Origin of the sequence: Nocardiopsis oceanisediminis, from assembly GCF_048595525.1 — a bacterium.
GTDB lineage: Bacteria > Actinomycetota > Actinomycetes > Streptosporangiales > Streptosporangiaceae > Nocardiopsis_A > Nocardiopsis_A oceanisediminis.
Map to the genome: position 1 here is coordinate 1,396,420 of NZ_JAFMZJ010000001.1, position 22,289 is coordinate 1,418,708.

Here is a 22,289-nt window from a genome sequence, read left to right on the forward strand (position 1 = left end):
GCGGAGGGGCCGCGGCCGGTCGGCCGCGGCCCCTCCGCACGCGTGCGGTCAGCGCGCCTCGGGCACCTCGGCGACCGGGATGTCCACCGGTGCGCTCTCCTCGTCGCTGCGGAGCCGGAGCATGCCCGAGTGGGCCCGGGACTCGTTCTCGGCGATGAAGATCAGCTCGCCGTCGGCGCGGGCACCGCTCTCCAGCGGCCGCCACAGCGGGTCGGCCTCCTCCTCGGAGAGCGGCTTCTGTGCGCGCTCCGGCTCCTCGCCCGGCACGGACAGGGTCTGCAGGTCCGGGTCGATCCGCAGGGTGGCCTCCCCGGTGTTCTGCACGGTGACGACGAACACGCAGTACTTCGCCCCGGTGATCCGGGACCGGCCGGCCACCCGGTCGGTGCAGTAGAACTCGTGCGCGGTGAACACCGCGCGGCCGTCGGAGGCGGCGTTCGGCGCGTCGGCCGACGGACCGCCGTCCCCGCCGGCCTGCGGGGCCTCCTCGTCCCGGGCGGGGGGCTCCTGCCGGGCGCCGTCCTGCTCCTGGCCGCCCTGCGGCAGGAACGGCAGCGGCAGGCGGCCGCCGCTCAGCTGCGTCAGCACCACGACCAGCACGGCCACCAGCACCACCGCCACCGCGGCGGTGAGCGCCACCCACTTCAGCCGGCGCCGGGTCGGCGGCAGCGGCCGGTGCGGCGGCGGGGGGACCGGCGGGACGTAGGGCTGGGCCTGCGGCTCCGGCGCCGGCGGGACCTGCGGGATCGGACCGGTCTGCTGCGGACCCGGGGCCACCGGGCGCGCGAACTGCCCGGTCTGCGAGGCCGGGTGCGGCGACTGCTGCGCCATCCCGCTGCGCATCGGCACCGGCTGGCTCGCGGGCGGCGGCCCGGCCGGCGGCATCGGCCCCTGGCCCCCCTGCGGCCCGGGCGGGCCCTGGGGGCCTTGCGGACCCTGCGGGCCCTGCGGCCCGGGGAACGGCGCCGGGCCGGGCGGGGGAGCGGGCTGGTGCGGCATGCCGCTGCCGGTCACGTTCGGGTTCGGCCCCGGCGGGGGCATCCCCGGAGGCATCGGCGGCATCGGGGGAAGGTTCGGCCGCCACGACTGGTTCAGCGCGTGGCTCACCATGTCGTTGGGGTTGTCCGCCTCGGTCTTCTCGCCCCCGGCCAGCTCCAGCAGCAGGTCCTGCGCCTTGGGCCGGCGCTCCGGCTCCTTGGCCAGGGCGCGCGCCACCAGCCGGTCCAGCGGGCTGTCCAGGTCGCCGATCTGCGGCTCGGCGAAGAGCACCCGCTTGCCCAGCGTCATCGCGTCGCCGTTGCCGAACGGGTGCGCGCCGTTTCCGGCGAACGCCACCAGGCAGCCCCAGGCGAAGATGTCGGCCGCGGTGGTGACCTTCTCCTCCAGCAGCTGCTCCGGCGCCATCCACCCCGGGCTGCCCATCACGATCCCGGTCTGGGTGTGGTTGGTCGAGGTGTTCATCGCGCGGGCGATGCCGAAGTCGATCACCCGCGGCCCGGACAGCGACAGCAGCACGTTGGCCGGCTTCAGGTCGCGGTGGACCAGCCCGGCGCGGTGGATCGCGGCGAGCGCCGCGGCCACGCCGAGCGCGAAGCCATGCAGGGTGCTGGAGTCCAGCGACCCGTGCTCGGAGATGTGCTCGGCCAGCGCGGTCCCCGCGATGTACTCGGTGACCATGTACGGCCGGTTCTCGAACGTGCCGTGGTCCAGCACCTTGGCGGTGCAGAAGGAGGCCACCCTGCGGGCGTTCTCCATCTCGTCGTGGAACCGGGCCCGGGTGGCCTCGTCGAAGGCCAGCTCCGGGCGGATCACCTTGATCGCTACATGGGCACCCTTCTCAGGGGCGCGGCCGAGGTAGACCGTCCCCATTCCTCCGCTGCCCAGGCGACCGGCCAGCACATAGGGACCGATGGTCGCCGGGTCTCCGGCGGCCAGCGGTTCCAGGTTCTTCGGGAGCCCATCCGACGGCAAGCGATCCTCCCCGACGGTGTCCAAACTCCGTCTGGCCCCCAAGGTAGCGGGGAATGCGTCCGGATACCCACCCGCGCAGGCCAGGCGGCCCGCGGCGGAGCGCCGCCCGCGGTGCGCGCGGGGCGGGGGGCGTGATCGGGGAACCACCGCCGCGGCGCCGGGCGCGCATGCGGCACCGGGCGCCTTTCAACGGCGTGGGAGCTCACTGAGGTGGGGTTCCTTTACGATCTAGGACTCGTGACCGCTACTCATACCGCTGTGACCGTACGGGTACCCGCGAAGGTGAACCTCCAGCTAGCGGTGGGGCCGGCGCGCGAAGATGGATACCACGATCTCGTGAACGTCTTCCACGCAGTCTCACTGCTCGACGAGGTTACCGTTCGGGAGGCCCGGCCCAGTGCGGGCGGGGGGGCTACCCGCGTCTCGGTCCACGGCGACATCGGATCCCACCTCGACCGGGTGCCGCTCGGTGAGGACAATCTCGCCGCCAGGGCGGCCCGGCTGGTCGCCCGCGAGGCGGGCCGCCCGGACGTCCCGGTCGACATCCGCATCGGCAAGTCCATCCCGGTCGCCGGCGGGATGGCCGGCGGCAGCGCGGACGCGGCGGCCGCCCTGGTCGCCTGCGACGAGCTGTGGGGGACCGGCCTGGGCCTGCCCCGGCTGCTGGAGCTCGCCGCCGACCTCGGCAGCGACGTGCCGTTCGCGCTGCTCGGCGGCACCGCGGTCGGCACCGGCCGCGGCGAGGTGCTCACCCCGCTGCCCTCCCCCGGCCGGTTCCACTGGGTGTTCGCGCTGTCCGGCGAGGGCCTGTCCACGCCGGCGGTCTTCGCCGAGTACGACCGGCTCCGGCCGGACGCGCCGGAGCCGCAGGGCGATCCGGCGCTCACCGCGGCCCTGGCCGCCGGGGACGCCCGCGCGCTGGCCGCCGCGCTCGGCAACGACCTGCAGGCCGCCGCGCTCTCGCTCCGGCCGGACCTGTCCCGGGTGCTGGACGCCGGACTGGCCGCGGGCGCGCTCGCCGGGCTCGTCTCCGGATCCGGTCCGACCTGCGCCTTCCTCGCCGGCTCCGCGGAGGAGGCGGCCGCGGTCGCCCGCGCCCTGGACGCCTCCGGCACCTGCGAGCGGACCGTGGCCGCGTACGGCGACGTCCCCGGCGCCCGCCCCGTCCGGAGCCGACCGGGGGCGGCCCCGAGGTGATCCGGTCGCCGCGGCCCCCCACGGCGCTCCAGGGCGCTCTGAGGGGGGCGGGGCGACCGGTTCCGCCGGCGGGCGGGGCCCGCCCCGGGCGGGCGGTCAGATGCCGCCCTCCCGGGCCGGCTTCAGGCCGGGGGCGCCGGGGCCCTTGGCGGCCAGCTCGTCGTCGACGTTGTTCAGGTGGCAGTCCTTGAGGGACAGGCAGCCGCAGCCGATGCACGAGGTCAGCCGGTCGCGGAGCCGCTGCAGGGCGTCGATGCGGGTGTCCAGCTCGGTGCGCCACTGCTCGGAGAGCCGGGCCCAGTCCGAGACGGTCGGGGTGCGGTTGTCCGGCAGCGTCTCCAGCGCCTGGTGGATCTGGCCCAGGGAGAGCCCGACCCGCTGCGCGGTGGAGACGAACGCCAGCCTGCGCAGCGTGTTGCGGTGGTAGCGGCGCTGGTTCCCCGCGGTCCGCTCGGAGAAGATCAGCCCCCGGTCCTCGTAGAAGCGGAGCGTGGTGCGGGCGATGCCGCTGCGCTCGGCGAGCTGGCCGATGGTGAGGCGCACCGGTAGGTGAGGCATGTCACATCCTGTCTCCGGGGGTTCTCGGGTCCGGTGAATTGACTTCAAGTTAAGTCTAGGTTCGAGACTGTGGCCATGGCTACCGCAGCGCTCAGCCGCTACGCCGATCTCCCGGCACTGATCGGCCTCATGACCGGCGACGAGAAGCACCGTGCCGCATCCGAATCGACCCTCGACGTCCTCTGGGTCCTCTACGACCGCGTCCTGCGCGTCTCCCCCGGCACCGCCGACGACCCCGACCGGGACCGCTTCCTGCTCTCCAAGGGCCACGGCCCCATGGCCTACTACGCGATCCTCGCCGCCAAGGGCTTCATCGGCGTCCACGAGCTGCGCGACTGGGCCTCGCACGGCTCCCGCCTCGGCCGGCACCCCGACGGGGTCCTGGTGCCCGGTGCGGAGATCGGCAGCGGCTCCCTCGGCCACGGCCTCGGCCTGGCCGTCGGCACCGCGCTCGGGCTGCGCGCCCAGGGGCGCACCTCCCCCCGCGTCGTCGTGCTCACCGGCGACGCCGAACTCGACGAGGGCAGCAACCACGAGGCCATCGCGGCCGCCGCCCGGCTCGGCCTGGGCTCGCTCACCGCCGTGGTCGTCGACAACCGGTCCGCCACGCACGGCTGGCCCGGCGGCATCGCCACCCGCTTCCAGAACGAGGGGTGGACCGCCGACACCGTCTCCGGCCGCGACCACCGCGCCCTGGAGGCCGTCCTGTCCGTGCGCGACCCGGCCGTCCCGCACGCCGTCGTCGCCCGGGTCTGACCCCGCCCCGCACCCGCACCGAGCCCGCTCCGCACACCGGGCCGGAACCCGAAGGAGGAGCCGCCATGTCCATCGCACCCACCGCCCGCCGCACCGCCGGGGAGCGGCCCGCCGTCACCCGGCAGCCCATGCGCGAGGCGTTCCTGGAGACCGTCGCCGACGCACTGGACACCGACCCCCGCCTCATGGTGGTCCTCGCCGACATCTCCTCCGACCGGCTGGACGCCGCCGGGACCCGGCACCCCGCCCGGGTGGTCAACGTCGGCATCCGCGAGCAGCTGCAGATCGGCGTCGCCGGAGGCCTGGCCCTGACCGGCATGCGGCCGGTGGTGCACACCTTCTCCTCGTTCCTCGTCGAGCGCCCGTTCGAGCAGCTCAAGCTCGACCTCGGGCACCAGAACGCCGGCGCCGTGCTGGGCGGCATCGGCGCCTCCTACGACTACGCGGACGCCGGGCGCACCCACATGGCCCCCGGCGACGTGGCGCTGCTGGACACCCTCCCCGGCTGGACCGTGCACGTGCCCGGGCACGCCGACGAGGCCGCCGCGCTCACCCGGGCCGCCCTTCCCGGCGACGACCGGGTCTACCTCCGGCTCGGCATGTACGGCAACGCCGCCGCCCGCCCGGCCGGCCCGCACCTGGTCCCGATCCGCACCGGCTCCGCGCGCTCGGCGGGCGTCGTCGTCGCCGTCGGCCCCATGCTCGACCGGGTCCTCGCCGCCACCGAGGGCCTCGACGTCACCGTCGCCTACACCACCACCCCGCGCCCCTTCGACCGGGCCGGGCTGCACCGCCTCGCGGCCGCCGCGGGCCACCCCGACGTCCTGCTGGTCGAGCCCTACCTGGCCGGCACCTCCGCGCACGAGGCCGCCGCGGCCCTGGAGGACCGCCGGCACCGCCAGCGCTCCATCGGCGTCCCCCGCGGCACCGAGCTCCGCCGCTACGGCACGCCCGCCGACCACGACCGCGCCCACGGCCTGGACGCCGCGGGCATCGCCGCGGCCGCCCGGGACTTCTTCCTGGTCTGACCCGCTCCCCCGAAGCCGCAGGCCGTCCCGGGCGGGGCGGCCCGGGAGGCCGGAGCGCCCCGGGCGGGGCGGAGCCGCGGGGCCCGCGCCCGCGGCGGCCGGGCCGGACGGCCGCTCCGGTCCCCGCCAGGCCCCACAATGGGTAGACGATGAACCTCGTCAATCTTCAGGATGTCTCCCTGGCCTACGGCCCCCTCGTCCTCCTCGACGGCGTCTCGCTCGGCATCGAGGAAGGGGACCGGATCGGTGTGGTCGGCCGCAACGGCGGCGGAAAGTCGACCCTGCTGGCGGTGCTCGCCCAGCAGACCGAGCCGGACTCCGGGCGGGTCGTGCACAACCGCGGCCTGCGGGTCGGCTTCCTCCACCAGCGCGACCGGTTCCCCGACTCCACCGTCGGCCGGTTCGTCCTGGGCGACCTGGCCGAGCACGAATGGGCCGGCAACCCCCGGGCCCGCGACGTGCTCAGCGGCCTGCTCGGCGGCTGGAAGCTCGACGGTCCGATGGCCGACCTCTCCGGCGGGGAGCGGCGCCGGGCCGCGCTCGCCCGGCTGCTCATCGCCGACCACGACCTCATCGTCCTCGACGAGCCCACCAACCACCTCGACATCGAGGGCATCGCCTGGCTCGCCGCCCACCTCAACGGCCGCCGCGAGGCGCTGGTCGTGGTCACCCACGACCGGTGGTTCCTGGACGCCGCCACCACCCGCACCTGGGAGGTGGTCGACGGCCGCGTCGAGCGGTACGAGGGCGGATACGCCGCCTACGTGCTCGCCAAGGCCGAGCGGGACCGGCTCGCCGCCGCCGCGGAGGACCGCCGGCAGAACCTGATGCGCAAGGAGCTGGCCTGGCTCCGCCGCGGCCCGCAGGCGCGCAGCTCCAAGCCGAAGTTCCGGGTCGACGCCGCCAACGCCCTGATCGCCGACGTCCCGCCGCTGCGCAACACGGTGGAGCTGGTCGGCTTCGCCAGCTCCCGGCTTGGCAAGACCGTCATCGACCTGGAGGACGTCGAGGTCAAGGCGGGCGAGCGCACCCTGCTGGAGCACCTCACCTGGCAGCTCGGGCCCGGCGACCGGATCGGCCTGGTCGGCGTGAACGGCGCCGGCAAGACCAGCCTGCTGCGGCTGCTGGCGGGCGAGAGCGGGCCCGCCTCCGGCCGGGTCCGCCGGGGCAAGACCGTCAACCTCGCCCACCTCTCGCAGAACCTCATCGAGCTGGACCCGGCGACCCGCCCGCTGGAGGCGGTCTCCGAGATCCGCCAGTACGTCACCATCGGCAAGCGCGAGTACACCGCCGGGCAGATGCTGGAGCGGTTCGGGTTCCGCGGCGACCGGCAGTGGACCCCCGTCGGCGACCTGTCCGGCGGCGAGCGCCGCCGCCTCCAGCTGCTCCGGCTGCTCATGGACGAGCCCAACGTGCTGCTGCTCGACGAGCCCACCAACGACCTGGACATCGAGACCCTCACCGAGCTGGAGGACCTGCTCGACGGGTGGCCCGGCTCGCTGGTGCTGGTCAGCCACGACCGGTACTTCCTGGAGCGGATCACCGACCGGGTCCTGGCGCTGATGGGCGACGGCACCCTCGCGTTCCTGCCCGGCGGCGTCGACGAGTACCTCGACCGCCGGGTCCGCACCGAGGGCGGCGTGCCCACCGCCGGCGCCCTCCCGGACGCCGGCGGGCCGGCCGCGGAGGAGGCCGCGGCCCCCGCGGTCTCCGCCGCCGAGCGCCGCGCCGCCCAGAAGGAGCTGCAGCGCATCGAGCGGCGCATCGACCGCATCTCCGCCCGCGAGGAGGAGCTGCACGCCCGGATGGCCGAGGCGGCGGAGGACTACACCCGCCTCGCCGAGCTCGACGCCGAGCTCAAGGCCCTCCAGGCGGAGAAGGGCGACCTGGAGGAGCGCTGGCTGGCCGAGGCGGAGAAGGCCGGCGACTGACCCCCGCCGGCGGGGCGTTCCGCCCGGTCGCGCCCGCACGGCAGGGCCGGCCGGCGCGGCCGGTCGCACATCCGGACGCGCCCCGCCGGCCTCCCCGGTCCTCCCGCCCCGCCTTCCCGGTACCTGCGCCGGCCTGCCGCCTCCGCGGCTCACTCGTCGTCGTAGGAGACCGCGGCGGTGCGCTCCGGGCGGACCCGGACCAGCAGGCCCGGCGGCCGGTGGTAGGGGTCGTCCCCGGCGGGGCCGTCCCCGGCGCCCGAGGCGCCGGCCGCGTAGCGGGCCCCGATCCGCTCGGTCCAGTGCCGCACCGCCTCCGGGTCGTCGTCGAGCAGGGCCCTGCCCCGGATCGAGACGAAGGCGAACGGCTGCTCCTCCAGGTCGACGCAGAGCGCCACCCGCGGGTCCCGGCGGAGCACCCGGGCCTTGACCGAGTCCGCCGGGGTCGTGAACACCACGTCGTCGCCGTCGGTGAGGAACCACACCGGACTCACGTGCGGCTCGCCGCTCTTCAGCACCACCGCCGCCTTCGCGGTCCTGGTGCCCTCGGCGAGGAAGGCCCGCCGCTCTTCAGGGGTCATGGATCGGGACATGGCCCCATCGTCGCGGCGGGCCGCGGCGGCGGGAAGGTCCGGCGGGGCCGGGGAGGATCACTCCGCCGCGGGGGAACACCCCGGGCCGGGCCGGTGTTTCAGCCCGCCTCGACCAGCGGCTCGAAGGCCCCGGCGAGGCGCTGGGCGCCCGCGCGGTTGGTGTGGATGTCCGGGCCCGCCGCGGCGTCGCACATCCAGGTGTAGTCGCAGACCGCCTGCACGTTGGCGGGCAGCCCGGTCTCGCTGCCCTCGGGGACCTCGGAGTCCCCGGTGCCGAAGGCCTCCGCCGCGTCGGCGACCTCGAAGCCGGCGTCGGTGTAGGCGGTGCGCAGCACTCCGTTGACCTCGGCCAGCACCTCGGTGGAGTAGTCGGCCAGCTCGCGCGGGCCGCCCTTCCCCTCCAGGTCCACCGGGTCCTCCAGCAGCAGCGCCGCGAGGAACGGGTTGTAGTAGTTCATCCCGACGATCCGCACGTCCGGGCCGGCCGCCGCGCGCAGCCGGGACGCGATCTCCGGGGCCTCCTCCTCCAGCCGGTCCAGCCCGTCGCGCACGCACTGCCGGTCGACGTCGACCTCCTGCCCCGGCCCGGCGGCCGCCTCCAGCCCCACGCAGCCGAGGAAGTTGTTGCCGCCGATGTCCACCGTGACCAGGTCCACCCGGCCCCGGTTGCGCTCCAGGAAGTCCTCGGCCCAGACGAGCTGGCTCTCGCCGCCGTAGCGCTCGCCGCACGCTTCGAGGCCGCCGGAGATGAAGGTCGTGCTGGTCTCCCCGGCGCAGCCCATCCGCTCGTGGCGGAGCGAGGGGTCGCCGTCGTGCAGGGAGCGGAAGAGCACGTCGGTGTAGCCGTCGGAGGTCTCCTCGTGGCCGCCTTCGCCGTCCGGCTGGATCCCGACCGACAGCGAGTCGCCCAGGGAGAGGTAGTAGCGCTCCCCGGTGCCGGGGGAGCCGCCGGAGCCGCCGGCGGCTTCCGGGCCGGCGGTGCAGCCGGCCGCCGCCAGGGCGACGGCGGCGGCGAGTGCGGTGGCGCGTCCGAAGCGCACGGAGGGCCTCCTGTGGTCGGCGGGGCGGTGGGCGCGGGAGGGGGCGTCCGGTGGGGTCAGCCGTCGAGCGGGGAGAGCACCGAGCGCAGCAGCGCCGCCAGCCGCCGCCGGTCCTTGGCCGGGATCGGCTTCAGCAGCGTCTCCTCGTAGCCCAGCAGGTCCTCCAGGGCGGCGTCCACCCGGGTCCTGCCCTCGTCGGTGAGGCGCACCAGCACGCCGCGCTTGTCGGCGGGGTCGGGGCGGCGCCGGACCAGGCCGGCCGCGGCCAGCCGGTCGATGCGGTTGGTCATCGTCCCCGAGGTGACCAGGGTGGCGCGGAGCAGCCGGCCCGGGCTGAGCTCGTAGGGCGCGCCGGAGCGGCGCAGCTCCGCCAGCACGTCGAACTCCCAGGGCTCCAGGTCGTGCTCGGTGAACACGGTCCGCCGGGCGCGGTCCAGGTGGCGGGAGAGCCGGGAGACCCGGCTGAGCACCTGCAGCGGCTCCACGTCGAGGTCCGGGCGCTCGGCGCGCCATGCCTCGACCAGACCGTCAACCTCATCGTGCATGAGGACACCCTATCTCTTGATATCAAGATAGTGTGTTCGGTGCCCGGCCTTTGGTCTTCGGTGTCCGGTGTCGCACGAGCGCGCTGCGCGGCGCCTCCCGGCTACTCCGACCTGCGCTTGCGGGCGACCGACTCCAGCCGCGGCCTGGCGTCCAGGTCGGACAGGCCGTTCCAGGCCAGGTTCACCAGGTGCGCCGCCACCACCTCGCGCTTGGGCCTGCGCACCTCCAGCCACCACTGGCCGGTCAGCGCGACCATGCCCACCAGCGACTGGGCGTACATCGGCGCCAGCTTCGGGTCGTACCCGCGCCGCTTGAACTCCTCGGCCAGGATGTGCTCCACCTGGGTGGCGATGTCGCTGATCAGGCTCGCGAAGCTGCCGGTGCCGGAGGCGGCGTGCGAGTCGCGGGCCAGGATGCGGAAGCCCTGGCTGCTCTCCTCGACGTACTGCAGCAGGGCCAGCGCCGCGTTCTCGATCTTGCCCCGGGCATGGTCGGCGGTCAGCGACGCGCCGACCATGTCCAGCAGCTTCTGCATCTCGCGGTCCACGACGACGGCGTAGATGCCCTCTTTGCCGCCGAAGTGCTCGTAGACCACGGGCTTGGAGACGCCGGCCCGCGCCGCGATCTCCTCGATCGAGGTCCCATCGAAGCCGCGCTCGGCGAACAGCTCGCGACCGATGTCGAGGAGCTGCTCCCGCCGTTCCTTGCCGGTCATCCGCTTGCGGCGGGCCCGGGTCTTCTTCTCTCCCACGGCTTCCATGATGGTCCCCGACTCTAGACGCTCACGCGCTTCGCCGCGAGGCGCTCGGCGTTGGGCCAGCGGACCTTGGTGGCCCAGCCGAGCTTCTCGAAGGCCCAGATGGTCCGGGCGGAGATGTCGACCTGGCCCTTGAGCACGCCGTGCCGGGCGCAGGTGGGGTCGGCGTGGTGCAGGTTGTGCCAGGACTCGCCGAAGGAGGGGATCGCCAGCCACCACACGTTCCGGGACCGGTCCCGGACCTCGAAGTTCTCCTCGCCGATGGTGTGGCAGATGGAGTTCACCGACCAGGTCACGTGGTGCAGCAGCGCGACCCGGACCAGGCCGCCCCAGAAGAACGCGGTGAGCGCGCCCCACCAGGACATCGTCACCAGGCCGCCGATCGCGGCCGGGGCCAGCAGCGAGAACAGCACCAGCGGGATGAACATCCGGTCGACCCGGACCACGTCCTTGTCCTTGAGCAGGTCCGGGGTGAACCGCTTCGGCGAGGTCTTCTCCTCGCTGAGGAACATCCAGGCCATGTGCGCGTAGAACAGGCCCTTGGCGACCGAGCGCCAGTCGTCGCCGAAGCGCCACGGCGAGTGCGGGTCGCCCTCGTGGTCGGCGTACTTGTGGTGCCGGCGGTGGTCGGCCACCCACTTGATCACGCTGCCCTCGATGGCCAGGCTGCCCGCGACCGCCAGGGCGATGCGCAGCGGCCGGTTGGCCTTGAACGAGCCGTGCGTGAAGTGGCGGTGGAAGCCGACGGTGATGCCCAGCCCGCCGATCACGTAGAACACCGCGCTGATGATGATGTCGGTCCAGGTCAGCCCCCAGCCCCAGGCGAAGGGCACCGCGGCCACCAGGGCCAGCAGCGGGACCAGCACGAAGAAGAAGACGGTGATCCGCTGCGCCTTGCTGGCGCCTTCCGGATCGAGCTCGGGCTCGGGGGCGCGCTTCGCGGCAGCGGGCGCGCCTTCGGTCACTGCGGTCATGAGTCCATCCAGCTGTCTCGATGTCACGGCCGTGCGACCAGGAGGGGTGTGCACGCGCGGAAACCGCTCCCGCCACCCGTACCGCCCGGCTTACCTACGAAACCGTAACCTACGAAACCGTAGGTTTGGCAAGTGGGCCCTCCCCCCGGGGCGGCGGCCGCCCGGCCCGGGGAGCGGGCGGGACCTCTGCTGCGCCGGGAGGATCGCGCCCGGCGCGCACCGCCGGAAAAAGTCCCGGCGGCCTCCGCGGCGGCGGGGCCGGGGCGCGCGGCGCGGCGCGGGCGCACGCATGTGCGATCCGCGGGGGCGACCGGCTAGGGTTGGGCCTGCGGGGCCGGTTCGCCGCCCGGGCCGAGGCCTGGGCCGGTGGAGGCGGTTCCCCGCCCTTCCCGGGTGGTGTAATCGGCAGCACGGGGTCCTTTGGAGACTTCAGGTTCGGGTTCGAGTCCTGACCCGGGAGCACCCCTCCGCCGGCCTGCGCGGACACCGGCCGCCGGCGAATCTCACACCGGGCGCGCGGAGCCCCGCCCTTCCGCCCCCGGCCCCCGCCCCGCCCTCCCGTGCGAGCCCCGGCGGCGCCGCGCGAGTCCGCTCCGAAGCGCTGGTGAGCCCTGCGCCCGCGCGTTGTCCACAGGGGTGTGGACCGGTCCGTGAAAGCCGGACGGGCGCATGTATCCTTCCCATGTCGGCCCCTGGGCCGCCCCTGTTCCGCGTGCGGTGGGCGCTCGTTTCGAGCGTCCGCCCCGCCCGGTGGCCCCCGGGCCCGCGGGGGCGCCCCGTCGCGTCGGCGCGGTCACGTCGGCGGCGCGGCCCCGGTCCGTTCCGGGCCTTCGGCGTGGCGAGTTCGACTTTTGCACCCATCCGCCAGCGACATGAGGAGTCTCCGCCAGTGAGCGTGAGCCGCCCGGCTGCCGTCATCGTCCTCGCGGCGGGCGAGGGCACCCGTATGAAGTCCAGGCTTCCCAAGGTCCTCCACGAGCTCTGCGGGCGGCCCATGCTCGGCCACGTGCTCGCCGCCGCCGGCGAGCTCGGCCCGGAGCGGACCGTCGTCGTCGTGGGGCACGGCCGGGAGAAGGTCGCCCGGTACCTGAAGGAGGCGGCCCCGGAGGTCGCCACCGCCGTCCAGGACGAGCAGAACGGCACCGGGCACGCGGTCCGGATGGCGGTGCAGGAGCTCGCCGCGCAGGGCGTCGAGCTCTCCGGCACCGTCGTGCTCGCCTACGGCGACACCCCGCTGCTGCGCGGCCGCACCCTGGCCGACCTCGTCGCCGCGCACGAGTCCGCCGGCAACGCGGTGACCGTGCTCTCCGCGAAGGTGCCCGACCCGGCCGGCTACGGCCGCGTGGTGCGCGACGCGGACGGCGCCTTCACCGAGATCGTCGAGCACGCCGACGCCGACGAGGCGCAGCGCGCCGTGGACGAGATCAACTCCGGCATGTACGCCTTCGACGGCGCGCTGCTGGCCCGGGTGGTCGACCGGCTCTCCACCGACAACGCAAAGGGCGAGGAGTACATCACCGACGCCGTGGCGATCCTGCGCGGCGACGGGCACCGGGTGGACGCCGCCGCCGCCGAGGACTGGGTGGAGATCCAGGGCGTGAACGACCGGGTGCAGCTCGCCGAGGCGCGCCGGCTGCTCAACGACCGGCTGCTCGAGGCGCACATGCGGGCCGGTGTCACCGTGGTCGACCCGGCCTCCACCTGGGTGGACGCCGGGGTCGAGATCGGCCGGGACGCGCTGGTCGAGCCGGGCACCCGGCTGCGCGGCCGCACCCGGATCGGCGAGGGCGCGGTGGTCGGCCCGGGCAGCACCCTGACCGACACCTCGGTCGGGGCCGACGCGGAGGTCCGCGAGACCTACGCCGAGTCGGCCGAGGTCGGCCCGGGGGCGAAGGTGGGCCCCTTCGCCTACCTGCGCCCCGGCGCGGAGCTGCGGGACGGCGCGAAGGTCGGCACCTTCGTCGAGGTGAAGAAGTCCACCATCGGTGCGGGATCGAAGGTCCCCCACCTCACCTACGTGGGCGACGCCGACATCGGCGAGGGCGTCAACATCGGCGCCTCCTCGGTGTTCGTGAACTACGACGGCGTGAACAAGCACCGGACCACCATCGGAGACCACGCCCGCACCGGCAGCGACAACATGTTCGTCGCGCCGGTGCAGGTGGGGGAGGGCGCCTACACCGGCGCCGGCACGGTGGTCCGCAAGGACGTCCCACCCGGCGCGCTCGCGGTCTCGGCCGGCGAGCAGCGCAACATCGAGGGGTGGGTGCAGCGGCGCCGTCCGGGCACGCCCGCGGCGGAGGCCGCGGAGCGGGCGCTCGGAGACGGGCAGGACCGCGAATAACGTCGCCGGCAGGGCGAACGGCATCGCCGGCTAGGCGAGTGAACTGTGTCTGTGGGGGATTCAGAAGTGACCGGCATCAAGGCCGCGGGTCAGAAGAAGCTCATGCTCTTCTCCGGGCGTACCCATCCGGAGCTGGCGGAGCAGGTGGCCGAGCAGCTGGGCATCCAGGTGGTGCCGACGAAGTTCCAGGACTTCGCCAACGGCGAGATGTACGTCCGCTACCTGGAGTCGGCGCGCGGGAGCGACGCCTTCGTGCTGCAGTCGCACTCGGGCGCGATCAACGAGTCCATCATGGAGCAGCTGATCATGGTGGACGCGCTGAAGCGCGCGTCGGCCAAGCGCATCACGGTGATCACACCGTTCCTGGGCTACGCCCGGCAGGACAAGAAGCACCTGGGGCGGGAGCCGATCACCGCGCGGCTGATGACGGACCTGTTCGCCACGGCCGGCGCCGACCGGCTGATGGCGATCGATCTGCACACCGACCAGATCCAGGGCTTCTTCGACGGCCCGGTGGACCACCTGTTCGCGCTTCCGCTGCTGGCGGACTACATCAAGGACAAGGTCGCCGGGGCCGAGGCCACGGTGGTCTCGCCGGACGCCGGGCGGGTGCGCACCGCGGACCGGTGGGCCGACCGGCTGGGCCTGCCGCTGGCGATCATCCACAAGCGGCGCGACCCGGAGGTCGCCAACCAGGTCAAGGTGCACGAGGTCGTCGGCGAGGTGGAGGGCCGCACCTGCATCCTGGTGGACGACATGATCGACACCGCCGGGACGATCGTGAAGGCCGCCGACGCCCTCTTCGAGCAGGGCGCGAGCAGCGTGATCGCGGCGGCCACGCACGGCGTGCTGTCGGGTCCGGCCGCGGAGCGGCTGCAGAACTCGCGGATCTCCGAGGTCGTGATCACCAACTCGCTCCCCATCCCCAAGGAGCGGGATTTCGAGAAGCTGACGCAGCTGTCCATCGCGCCCCTGCTGGCCCGCGCGATCAACGAGGTGTTCAGCGACGGCTCGGTCACCAGCCTCTTCGAGGGCTGACCGGGTGCGGACGGGAGAGGCGCGCGGCGCCTCTCCCGGTCCTCGCTGTGCTGATCCCGTCCGCTGAGGCAGTAGACTGGACGGAGTGTCCCCGTGTCCGCGGGGTTCACGCGTTCGCGGGGTGTTCGCCTTCCGCGGGCGCCGTGCCCGGGCGCGGCGCGCTTCGGCGTCTCCGCCTGCCCGCGGGACAGATCCCGTGAGCTCTCCCGTCCCGCGGGAGTCGTTTCAGAGAAGTCGTGTTCCCCGCCGCCGCGGGGACGAACCTCCGAGGAGTTTTGTCGTGTCCGAGGTACGCATCGCTGCCGAGCCGCGCACGGAATTCGGCAAGGGCGCCGCGCGTCGCGCCCGCCGCGCGGGTAAGGTGCCGGCCGTCCTCTACGGCCACGGCACCGAGCCGCGCCACATCACGCTTCCCGGCCATGACCTGATGCTGGCCCTGAAGACCCCGAACGTGCTGCTGCGCGTGGACGGTGTCGAGGGCGCAGAGAACCTGGTCCTGCCGAAGAGCGTGCAGCGGGACCCGATCAAGGGCTTCCTTGAGCACGTCGACCTGCTCGTCGTGAAGAAGGGCGAGAAGGTCAACGTCGAGATCGCGGTGACCCTCACCGGCGAGGCCGCCCCCGGCGGCATCGTCACCCAGGACCTGGTCTCGGTCGAGGTCGCCGCCGAGGCGACCCACATCCCCGAGGGCGTGGAGCTCTCGGTGGAGGGCCTCGAGGTCGGCACCAGCGTCACCGCCGGCGAGCTCAAGCTGCCCGGCGGCGTCGAGCTGGTCACCGACCCGGAGGCGATCGTGCTGAGCGTTTCGGCGCCGGCCGCCGAGGAGCCCGCCGAGGGCGAGGGTGAAGAGGAGGCCGCCGAGGGCGAGGCCGCGGAGGCCTCCGCCGAGTAGTCGGCCTTTCCTTTCCGGTTCTTTCCGAACGGAAGCGGGTCTTTTTCGATGCGTGGTCTCCTGCGGCGTGTGCTGGGAGGCCGCGCATCGTCGTCTGTGCGGGATGCTGCCGGTCCGGAGCGGGCCGGGGACGGGGAGAAGGACGTGGCGGAGACCGAGCGGTGGCTGGTGGTCGGGTTGGGCAACCCGGGGCCGAAGTACGCCGGCAACCGGCACAACATCGGTTTCATGGTGGTGGAGGCGCTGGCCGAGCGCCGGCGCGACCGGTGGAAGGCGCACAAGGTGCACGCCGAGGTCGCCGAGTCGCGGGTGGCGGGGACCCCCGCGGTGCTGGCCAAGCCGCGCAGCTACATGAACCTCTCCGGGGGGCCGGTGACCGGCCTGAGCCGGTTCTACAAGGTCCCGATGGAGCGCATCGTGGTGGTCCACGATGACATGGACATCGCGTTCGGCGCGGTCAAGCTGAAGCGGGGCGGCGGCTCCGGCGGCCACAACGGCCTGCGGTCGATCACGGCGTCCCTGTCCGGGCCGGACTACCTGCGGGTGCGGGTGGGGGTGGGCCGCCCGCCGGGGCGGATGGACCCCGCGGCCTACGTGCTGAAGGACTTCTCCTCGGCGGAGCGCAAGGACCTCCCGCTGGAGGTGGAGCGGGCCGCGGACGCGGTGGAGGCGCTGATCGGCGAGGGGCTGGAGCGCGCGCAGAACGTCTTCCACACCGCATCCTGAGCCCGGCGCGGCCGCCCGGGGACCCGGTCCGCGGACCGGGTTTTTTCTTGCCCTTTTTCCGTCACGCCTCGCGATCGGGCGACTGCGTTTAGCTATTCTTTACTGGTCGAAGCGTATTCCGCGCCTCCTCCTTTCCGAAACACCGCGGACGCGGTCCGGTTCCGTCCTGCCCTGTCGCGGGCGGGGGAGGGCGGTCGAAGGGAGGGGCATGGCCGCCGTCATCGAGGCGGGTGCGGGCCGGGCGGGCGCAGCGGGCCGGAGCGGCGCCCGCGGCGCCGGCGGCGCGGACTGGACCCGCCGCTATCTGCGCGGGCTGGTCGGCATCGACCTGGGCGCGTGCGGCACGGCCTGCGCCGCAGCGCTCTACCTGCGCTTCCACGGGGAGCCGGGGTCGGCCGCGGCGGCCGGCCACGCGCTGCTCTCCGGGCTGCTGCCGCTGCTCTGGGTTCCGGCGGTGGGGCTGGCGGGCGGATACGCGCGCCGGTTCCTGGGGACCGGCACCGAGGAGTTCCGCCGGGTGGTGACCGCCGGGGCGATGCTGATGGCGGCGGTGGCGCTGGCCGGCTACGCGGTCCTGGTCGAACCGGCCCGCGGGTACCTGCTGGTGGCGCTGCCGGGGACGGTGCTGGCCGCGCTGGCGATGCGGTACGCCTGGCGGAAGCGGCTGCACCGGCGGCGCGCGGCGGGGGCGTGCATGGCGGACGTGGTCGTGGTCGGCCACCGGGATTCGGCCCGGACGCTGATCCGCCGGCTGCGCGGCGAGCCCTACCACGGGATGCGGGCGGTGGGCGTGTGCCTGCCGGAGCACCAGTGCGACCCGCGGGTGGCCGACGTCGACGGACTGCCGGTGCTGGGCGGGTTCGCGGCGGCGGCCGACGCGGCGGAGGCGGTGCGGGCCGACGCGGTGGCGGTGCTGGCCTGCCCGGAGATGGACGGCGCGGAGCTGCGCCGGCTGGCCTGGCGGCTGGAGAAGCGCGGCACGGACCTGACGGTCGCCCCGGCGCTGATGGAGGTGGCCGGGCCGCGCACCACGATCCGGGCGGTGGCGGGGCTGCCGCTGCTGCACGTGGAGCACCCGGAGCTGGCCGGGGCCCGGCGCCTGCTGAAGGGGCTGTTCGACCGGGCCGCGGCGGGATGCGCGCTGGTGCTGCTGGCGCCGCTGTTCGCGGGGCTGGCGGTGCTGGTCCGCGCGGGCGACGGCGGGCCGGCGCTGTTCCGGCAGACCAGGGTCGGCAAGGACGGGGCCGAGTTCACCCTTGTCAAGTTCCGTACCATGGTTGCGGCGGCCGAAGAGCTCAAGGACGCGCTGGCGGCCGCCGGCGAGCACGAGGGTGTGCTGTTCAAGATGCGCGGGGACCCCCGGGTGACGCCGGTCGGAGCGTGGCTGCGCCGGTACTCGCTGGACGAGCTCCCGCAGCTGGTGAACGTGGTCCGCGGCGAGATGTCGCTGGTCGGGCCGCGGCCGCCGCTGCCCGAGGAGGTCGCGCGCTACGGGCACGACGTGCGCAGGCGTCTGGTGGTGAAGCCGGGAATGACCGGGTTGTGGCAGGTGAGCGGGCGGTCCGACCTCTCCTGGGAGGAGTCGGTCCGCCTGGATCTGCGTTACGTGGAAAACTGGTCGCTGACTTTGGACGTGCAGATCCTTTGGAAGACGTGGTCAGCGGTGATCCGCGGGGCGGGAGCGTACTGAGGCCGGTGAGCAGCATCAGAAACGATCATGAGGTGGCGCGGGACCTGGCGACCGAGGCGGGGCAGCGGCTGCTCCGGTTGCGGGCCAGGCACGGGTTCGCCGAGCCGGAGGTGCTGCGCACCCTGGGCGACCGGACCTCCCATGAGTTCCTCTTCTCCGCGCTGGGGCGGCTGCGCCCGAGCGACGCGGTCCTCTCCGAGGAGGGGGCGGACGATCCGGCGCGGGCGAGCGCCCGGCGGGTGTGGATCATCGACCCGCTGGACGGCACCCGGGAGTTCGCCGAGGCGGGCCGGACCGACTGGGCGGTGCACGTGGCGCTGTGGGAGAACGGCGAGCTGGCGGCGGGCGCGGTGGCGCTCCCGGCGCAGGGCAGCACGCTCTCCACGGTGGACCCGCCGTGGCTGCCCGACGAGCGCCCGGCCGACCAGCGGCTCCGGATCACCACCAGCAGGACCCGGCCGCCGGCGTTCGTGGAGCTGATGGCCAACCGGCTCGGCGCGGAGGTCGTGCCGATGGGGTCGGCGGGGGCGAAGATCTGCGCGGTGCTGCTCGGCATCGCCGACATCTACGTGCACGCGGGCGGGCAGTACGAGTGGGACAGCGCGGCGCCGGTGGCGGTCGCGAAGGCCGCCGGCCTGCACGCTTCCCGGATCGACGGCTCCGAGCTGGGGTACAACGAGTCGGATCCGTCACTTCCGGATATCCTTGTATGCCGACCGGAATTGTCGGGTATGTTGTTGGCCAGCATCCGCGAAGTGGCGGATCGGGACGGGGCGGGTCCGCACTCGGTGAACTGATCGCGACCGGGGCGCTCCCGTCCGGCGTGACGCACGGGAGCGAGGCGGAAAGATGGGCACCACTGCGGAGGCGGGGCGGTACCGGCTGTCCCAGCTGGATCACCTCGAGGCCGAGGCGCTCTTCATCATGCGCGAGGTCGCCGCGGAGTTCGAGCGCCCCGTGCTGCTCTTCTCCGGGGGCAAGGACTCCATCGTCCTGCTGCACCTGGCGCAGAAGGCGTTCTGGCCGGGCCGCATCCCGTTCGCGGTGATGCACGTCGACACCGGCCACAACTTCCCCGAGGTGATGGACTTCCGCGACCGCCGGGTCGCCGAGGCCGGCGTCGAGCTGGTGGTCGCCTCGGTGCAGGAGCAGATCGACCAGGGCAAGGTCACCGAGCCCACCGGCCGCTGGGCCAGCCGGAACCGGCTGCAGACCGCGGCGCTGCTGGAGGCGATCGAGGAGCACGGCTTCGACGCCGCCTTCGGCGGCGCCCGCCGGGACGAGGAGAAGGCCCGCGCCAAGGAGCGGGTCTTCTCCTTCCGCGACGAGTTCGGCCAGTGGGACCCCAAGGCGCAGCGCCCGGAGCTGTGGGGCCTGTACAACACCCGGATCGAGCGCGGCGAGCACATCCGGGTCTTCCCCATCTCCAACTGGACCGAGCTGGACGTGTGGGGCTACATCGCGCGGGAGGGCCTGGAGCTGCCCTCCATCTACCGCGCGCACCGGCGGAAGGTCTTCGAGCGGGACGGCATCCTGCTCGCCGACGGCCCGTTCGTGAACCGGGACGCCGACGAAGAGGTCTTCGAGGCCAGCGTCCGCTACCGCACCGTCGGCGACATGTCCTGCACCGGCGCGGTCCGCTCCACGGCCACCGGGATCGAGGAGATCATCGCCGAGATCGCCGCGACCCGGATCACCGAGCGCGGCCAGACCCGGGCCGACGACCGCGCGAGCGAGGCGGCCATGGAGGACCGCAAGCGCGAAGGCTATTTCTGACCCCCGCCCCCTCCCCGGTTCCGACTCCCCTGGAAGCGCGAGCAATGAGCACTGACATCCTGCGGTTCGCCACGGCCGGCTCGGTCGACGACGGCAAGAGCACCCTGATCGGGCGCCTCCTCTACGACTCCAAGTCCATCTTCGAAGACCAGCTCGACGCGGTGGAGCGGACCAGCCGCAGCCGCGGCGAGGAGCAGGCCAACCTGGCGCTGCTCACCGACGGGCTGCGCGCCGAGCGCGAGCAGGGCATCACCATCGACGTGGCCTACCGCTATTTCGCCACGCCCCGGCGGACGTTCATCATCGCCGACACCCCCGGGCACATCCAGTACACCCGGAACATGGTGACCGGCGCCTCCACCGCCGACCTGGCGGTCATCCTGGTGGACGCGCGCAAGGGGCTGCAGGAGCAGAGCCGCCGGCACGCGTTCCTGGCCACCCTGCTCCAGGTGCCGCACCTGGTGGTGGCGGTGAACAAGATGGACCTGGTCGACTACGACCGGGACCGGTTCGAGGAGATCCGCCGCGAGTTCACCGACTTCGCCGCCAAGCTGGACGTCACCGACCTCACCTTCATCCCGATCTCGGCGCTGCACGGCGACAACGTGGTGGAGCGCTCCCCGGAGACGCCCTGGTACGAGGGGCCGTCGCTCCTGCACCACCTGGAGAACGTGCACATCGCCTCGGACCGGAACCTGATCGACGCCCGGTTCCCGGTGCAGTACGTGGTCCGGCCGCACAAGGCCGACGACCCGGAGCTGCACGACTACCGGGGCTACGCGGGCCAGGTGGCCGGCGGCGTGCTGCGGCGGGGCGACGAGGTGGTGCACCTGCCGTCCGGGCTGACCACCCGGATCAAGCGGATCGCGACCGCCGACGGAGACGTGGACGAGGCGTTCTCCCCGATGTCGGTCACCCTGCTGCTCGAGGACGACATCGACGTCTCCCGCGGGGACATGATCTGCCGCCCGAACAACCGCCCGGCCGAGGCGCGGGACGTGCAGGCGATGGTCTGCTGGATGTCGGAGTCCAAGAAGCTCACCCCGCGCTCCAGGCTGCTGGTCAAGCACACCACCCGCACCGCCAAGGTGGTGGTCCGCGACCTGCTCTACCGGCTGGACGTGAACACCCTGCACCGGGACGAGGCCGCGGACGGGCTGGAGCTCAACGAGATCGGCCGGGTCGTGCTCCGCTCGGCCCAGCCGCTCTTCGTCGACCCCTACAAGCGGAACCGGGCCACCGGCGGCTTCATCCTGATCGACGAGCACACCAACGCCACGGTGGGCGCCGGAATGGTGCTCGCCGCCGATTAGGCGGCCGCCTCCGCCGCGGGGGCGGACGGAAAACGCGGAACGCGAGCGGGCGGTGACCGCAGGTAATAGTCTGCTCTCCCGTGAACGATTTCCGCCTTGTCTTCGTCGGGGGTATCGGCCGGTCCGGTTCGACGCTCATCGAGCGGCTCCTCGGTGAGCTGCCCGGGGTCTGCTCGATGGGCGAGGTCGTGCACATGTGGCGGCGCGCCCTGGTGGACGACGAGACGTGCGGCTGCGGTGAGCGGTTCGCCCGCTGCCCGTTCTGGGCCGAGGTCGGCCGGGAGGCGTTCGGCGGCTGGAGGCGGGTGGACCCCGCCGAGGTGCTGGAGCTGAAGGAGACGGTGGACCGCACCCGGTACGCGCCGGGGCTGCTCGCCGCCCGCCCGCCGGCCGAGCTCGCCCGCCGGGCCCGGCGCTACACCGAGCTGTACGACCGGCTCTACCGGGCGGTGGCCCTGGTCAGCGGCTGTCCGGTGGTGGTCGACTCCAGCAAGCACGCCTCGCTCGCGGCCTGCCTGCGGCTCCGCTACGGGGTCCGGCTCCGGCTGCTGCACGTGGTCCGCGACCCGCGCGCGGTCGCGCACGCCTGGCGCAAGCGGGTGCCCCGCCCGGACGCCGCCCCGACCAGCCCGGAGCAGTACATGGCCCGCTGCTCGCCGGTCCGCTCCGCGGTGCGCTGGTCGGCGCAGAACGAGGTGCTGGCGGCCCTGGAGCGGGCCGGGACGCCGACGCTGCGGGTGCGCTATGAGGACTTCGCCGGCGACCCGCGCGCCGAGCTGCGCCGGATCGCCGGGTTCGCCGGCTGCGGTGAGGAGGCGGGCGAGGCGGCGGTGGGCGAGTGCGGCACCGCGCTGCTCTCCCCGGGGCACACCGTCTCCGGCAACCCGATGCGGTTCCGCACCGGGCGGGTGCGGGTCCGGCCGGACGTCTCCTGGCGCTCCGGGCTGGGCCCCGGGCACCGGCTCGCCGTCTCCGCCCTCACCTTTCCGGTGCGGCGCAGATTCGGATATTGATCCCGTCCGGATTCCGGGTTCCGGCCGTCGGCGGCACCGCGTGATTCGCGGGTTCCGCCTTCCTGCGGAGGATTCGGGGCCTTCGTCCGATCGGTGCGGAGGCGCGCCCGGATCCATTGCTATGGGTGGCCGCGTCGGAACTCATGGTA

At 73.9% G+C, this 22,289-nt stretch carries 20 protein-coding genes and 1 tRNA gene; 14 read left to right on the plus strand and 7 right to left on the minus strand.

Going from position 1 to position 22,289, the window contains the following annotated elements; all coding sequences use genetic code 11:
• Positions 1–48: 48 nt before the first annotated feature.
• A complete protein-coding gene (locus tag J0910_RS06315; protein ID WP_420157581.1) occupies positions 49–1,971 on the minus strand; it encodes a serine/threonine-protein kinase in 1,923 nt (640 codons plus the stop codon).
• A 258-nt stretch (positions 1,972–2,229) separates the two neighbouring features.
• Between J0910_RS06315 and J0910_RS06320 the strand changes: the two genes are divergently transcribed.
• Positions 2,230–3,168 carry a 4-(cytidine 5'-diphospho)-2-C-methyl-D-erythritol kinase gene (locus J0910_RS06320; protein WP_420157582.1) on the plus strand — a complete coding sequence of 313 codons (939 nt, stop codon included), beginning with the start codon at positions 2,230–2,232 and terminating at the stop codon, positions 3,166–3,168.
• Positions 3,169–3,264: 96 nt separating this feature from the next.
• Here J0910_RS06320 and soxR read toward each other — a convergent pair whose 3' ends face one another.
• Positions 3,265–3,726 carry a redox-sensitive transcriptional activator SoxR gene (gene soxR / locus J0910_RS06325; RefSeq protein WP_420157583.1) on the minus strand — a complete coding sequence of 154 codons (462 nt, stop codon included), beginning with the start codon at positions 3,724–3,726 and terminating at the stop codon, positions 3,265–3,267.
• Between the two features lie 75 nt (positions 3,727–3,801).
• Here soxR and J0910_RS06330 point away from each other — a divergent pair, with 75 nt between their 5' ends.
• From J0910_RS06330 to J0910_RS06340, 3 genes are all read left to right on the plus strand, one after another.
• Positions 3,802–4,482, plus strand: a complete 681-nt coding sequence (locus tag J0910_RS06330) for a thiamine pyrophosphate-dependent enzyme (protein ID WP_420157584.1) — start codon at positions 3,802–3,804, stop codon at positions 4,480–4,482.
• A 128-nt stretch (positions 4,483–4,610) separates the two neighbouring features.
• The gene (locus J0910_RS06335) at positions 4,611–5,510 is read left to right on the plus strand and encodes a transketolase family protein (protein WP_420161903.1); all 900 of its coding nucleotides are present in this window, start codon (positions 4,611–4,613) and stop codon (positions 5,508–5,510) included.
• Positions 5,511–5,659: 149 nt separating this feature from the next.
• Positions 5,660–7,441: an ABC-F family ATP-binding cassette domain-containing protein gene (locus tag J0910_RS06340; RefSeq protein WP_420157585.1), complete on the plus strand. Its 1,782-nt coding sequence runs from the start codon at positions 5,660–5,662 to the stop codon at positions 7,439–7,441.
• A 149-nt stretch (positions 7,442–7,590) separates the two neighbouring features.
• Here J0910_RS06340 and J0910_RS06345 read toward each other — a convergent pair whose 3' ends face one another.
• From J0910_RS06345 to J0910_RS06365, 5 genes are all read right to left on the minus strand, one after another.
• Positions 7,591–8,031: a PPOX class F420-dependent oxidoreductase gene (locus tag J0910_RS06345; RefSeq protein WP_420157586.1), complete on the minus strand. Its 441-nt coding sequence runs from the start codon at positions 8,029–8,031 to the stop codon at positions 7,591–7,593.
• Positions 8,032–8,129: 98 nt separating this feature from the next.
• Entirely contained in the window at positions 8,130–9,071 is a 942-nt protein-coding gene (locus J0910_RS06350; RefSeq protein WP_420157587.1) for an SGNH/GDSL hydrolase family protein, read from the minus strand.
• Positions 9,072–9,127: 56 nt separating this feature from the next.
• The gene (locus J0910_RS06355) at positions 9,128–9,616 is read right to left on the minus strand and encodes a MarR family winged helix-turn-helix transcriptional regulator (protein WP_017592251.1); all 489 of its coding nucleotides are present in this window, start codon (positions 9,614–9,616) and stop codon (positions 9,128–9,130) included.
• A 101-nt stretch (positions 9,617–9,717) separates the two neighbouring features.
• Entirely contained in the window at positions 9,718–10,377 is a 660-nt protein-coding gene (locus J0910_RS06360) for a TetR/AcrR family transcriptional regulator (RefSeq protein ID WP_420157588.1), read from the minus strand.
• A gap of 14 nt (positions 10,378–10,391) precedes the next feature.
• Positions 10,392–11,348, minus strand: coding sequence for an acyl-CoA desaturase (locus J0910_RS06365; RefSeq protein WP_420157589.1), 957 nt, complete (start codon positions 11,346–11,348; stop codon positions 10,392–10,394).
• Between the two features lie 387 nt (positions 11,349–11,735).
• Between J0910_RS06365 and J0910_RS06370 the strand changes: the two genes are divergently transcribed.
• The 10 genes from J0910_RS06370 to J0910_RS06415 all read left to right on the plus strand — a co-directional run bounded on the left by J0910_RS06370 (position 11,736) and on the right by J0910_RS06415 (position 22,140).
• Positions 11,736–11,808: transfer RNA gene (locus J0910_RS06370), tRNA-Gln, on the plus strand.
• A 429-nt stretch (positions 11,809–12,237) separates the two neighbouring features.
• Positions 12,238–13,692: a bifunctional UDP-N-acetylglucosamine diphosphorylase/glucosamine-1-phosphate N-acetyltransferase GlmU gene (gene glmU / locus J0910_RS06375; RefSeq protein ID WP_420157590.1), complete on the plus strand. Its 1,455-nt coding sequence runs from the start codon at positions 12,238–12,240 to the stop codon at positions 13,690–13,692.
• Between the two features lie 66 nt (positions 13,693–13,758).
• Positions 13,759–14,730, plus strand: coding sequence for a ribose-phosphate diphosphokinase (locus tag J0910_RS06380; protein ID WP_420157591.1), 972 nt, complete (start codon positions 13,759–13,761; stop codon positions 14,728–14,730).
• A 280-nt stretch (positions 14,731–15,010) separates the two neighbouring features.
• Positions 15,011–15,622, plus strand: a complete 612-nt coding sequence (locus tag J0910_RS06385) for a 50S ribosomal protein L25/general stress protein Ctc (RefSeq protein ID WP_420157592.1) — start codon at positions 15,011–15,013, stop codon at positions 15,620–15,622.
• A 144-nt stretch (positions 15,623–15,766) separates the two neighbouring features.
• Positions 15,767–16,348: an aminoacyl-tRNA hydrolase gene (pth, locus tag J0910_RS06390; RefSeq protein ID WP_420157593.1), complete on the plus strand. Its 582-nt coding sequence runs from the start codon at positions 15,767–15,769 to the stop codon at positions 16,346–16,348.
• A gap of 208 nt (positions 16,349–16,556) precedes the next feature.
• On the plus strand, positions 16,557–18,038 hold the full coding sequence (locus J0910_RS06395) for a sugar transferase (protein WP_420157594.1): 1,482 nt from the start codon (positions 16,557–16,559) through the stop codon (positions 18,036–18,038).
• A gap of 5 nt (positions 18,039–18,043) precedes the next feature.
• The gene (locus tag J0910_RS06400) at positions 18,044–18,835 is read left to right on the plus strand and encodes a 3'(2'),5'-bisphosphate nucleotidase CysQ (RefSeq protein ID WP_420157595.1); all 792 of its coding nucleotides are present in this window, start codon (positions 18,044–18,046) and stop codon (positions 18,833–18,835) included.
• A gap of 52 nt (positions 18,836–18,887) precedes the next feature.
• Positions 18,888–19,814, plus strand: a complete 927-nt coding sequence (gene cysD / locus J0910_RS06405; RefSeq protein ID WP_420157596.1) for a sulfate adenylyltransferase subunit CysD — start codon at positions 18,888–18,890, stop codon at positions 19,812–19,814.
• 44 nt (positions 19,815–19,858) lie between these two features.
• Positions 19,859–21,127: a sulfate adenylyltransferase subunit CysN gene (gene cysN, locus J0910_RS06410; RefSeq protein ID WP_420157597.1), complete on the plus strand. Its 1,269-nt coding sequence runs from the start codon at positions 19,859–19,861 to the stop codon at positions 21,125–21,127.
• Positions 21,128–21,207: 80 nt separating this feature from the next.
• Entirely contained in the window at positions 21,208–22,140 is a 933-nt protein-coding gene (locus J0910_RS06415; protein ID WP_420157598.1) for a sulfotransferase, read from the plus strand.
• Positions 22,141–22,289: the final 149 nt, after the last annotated feature.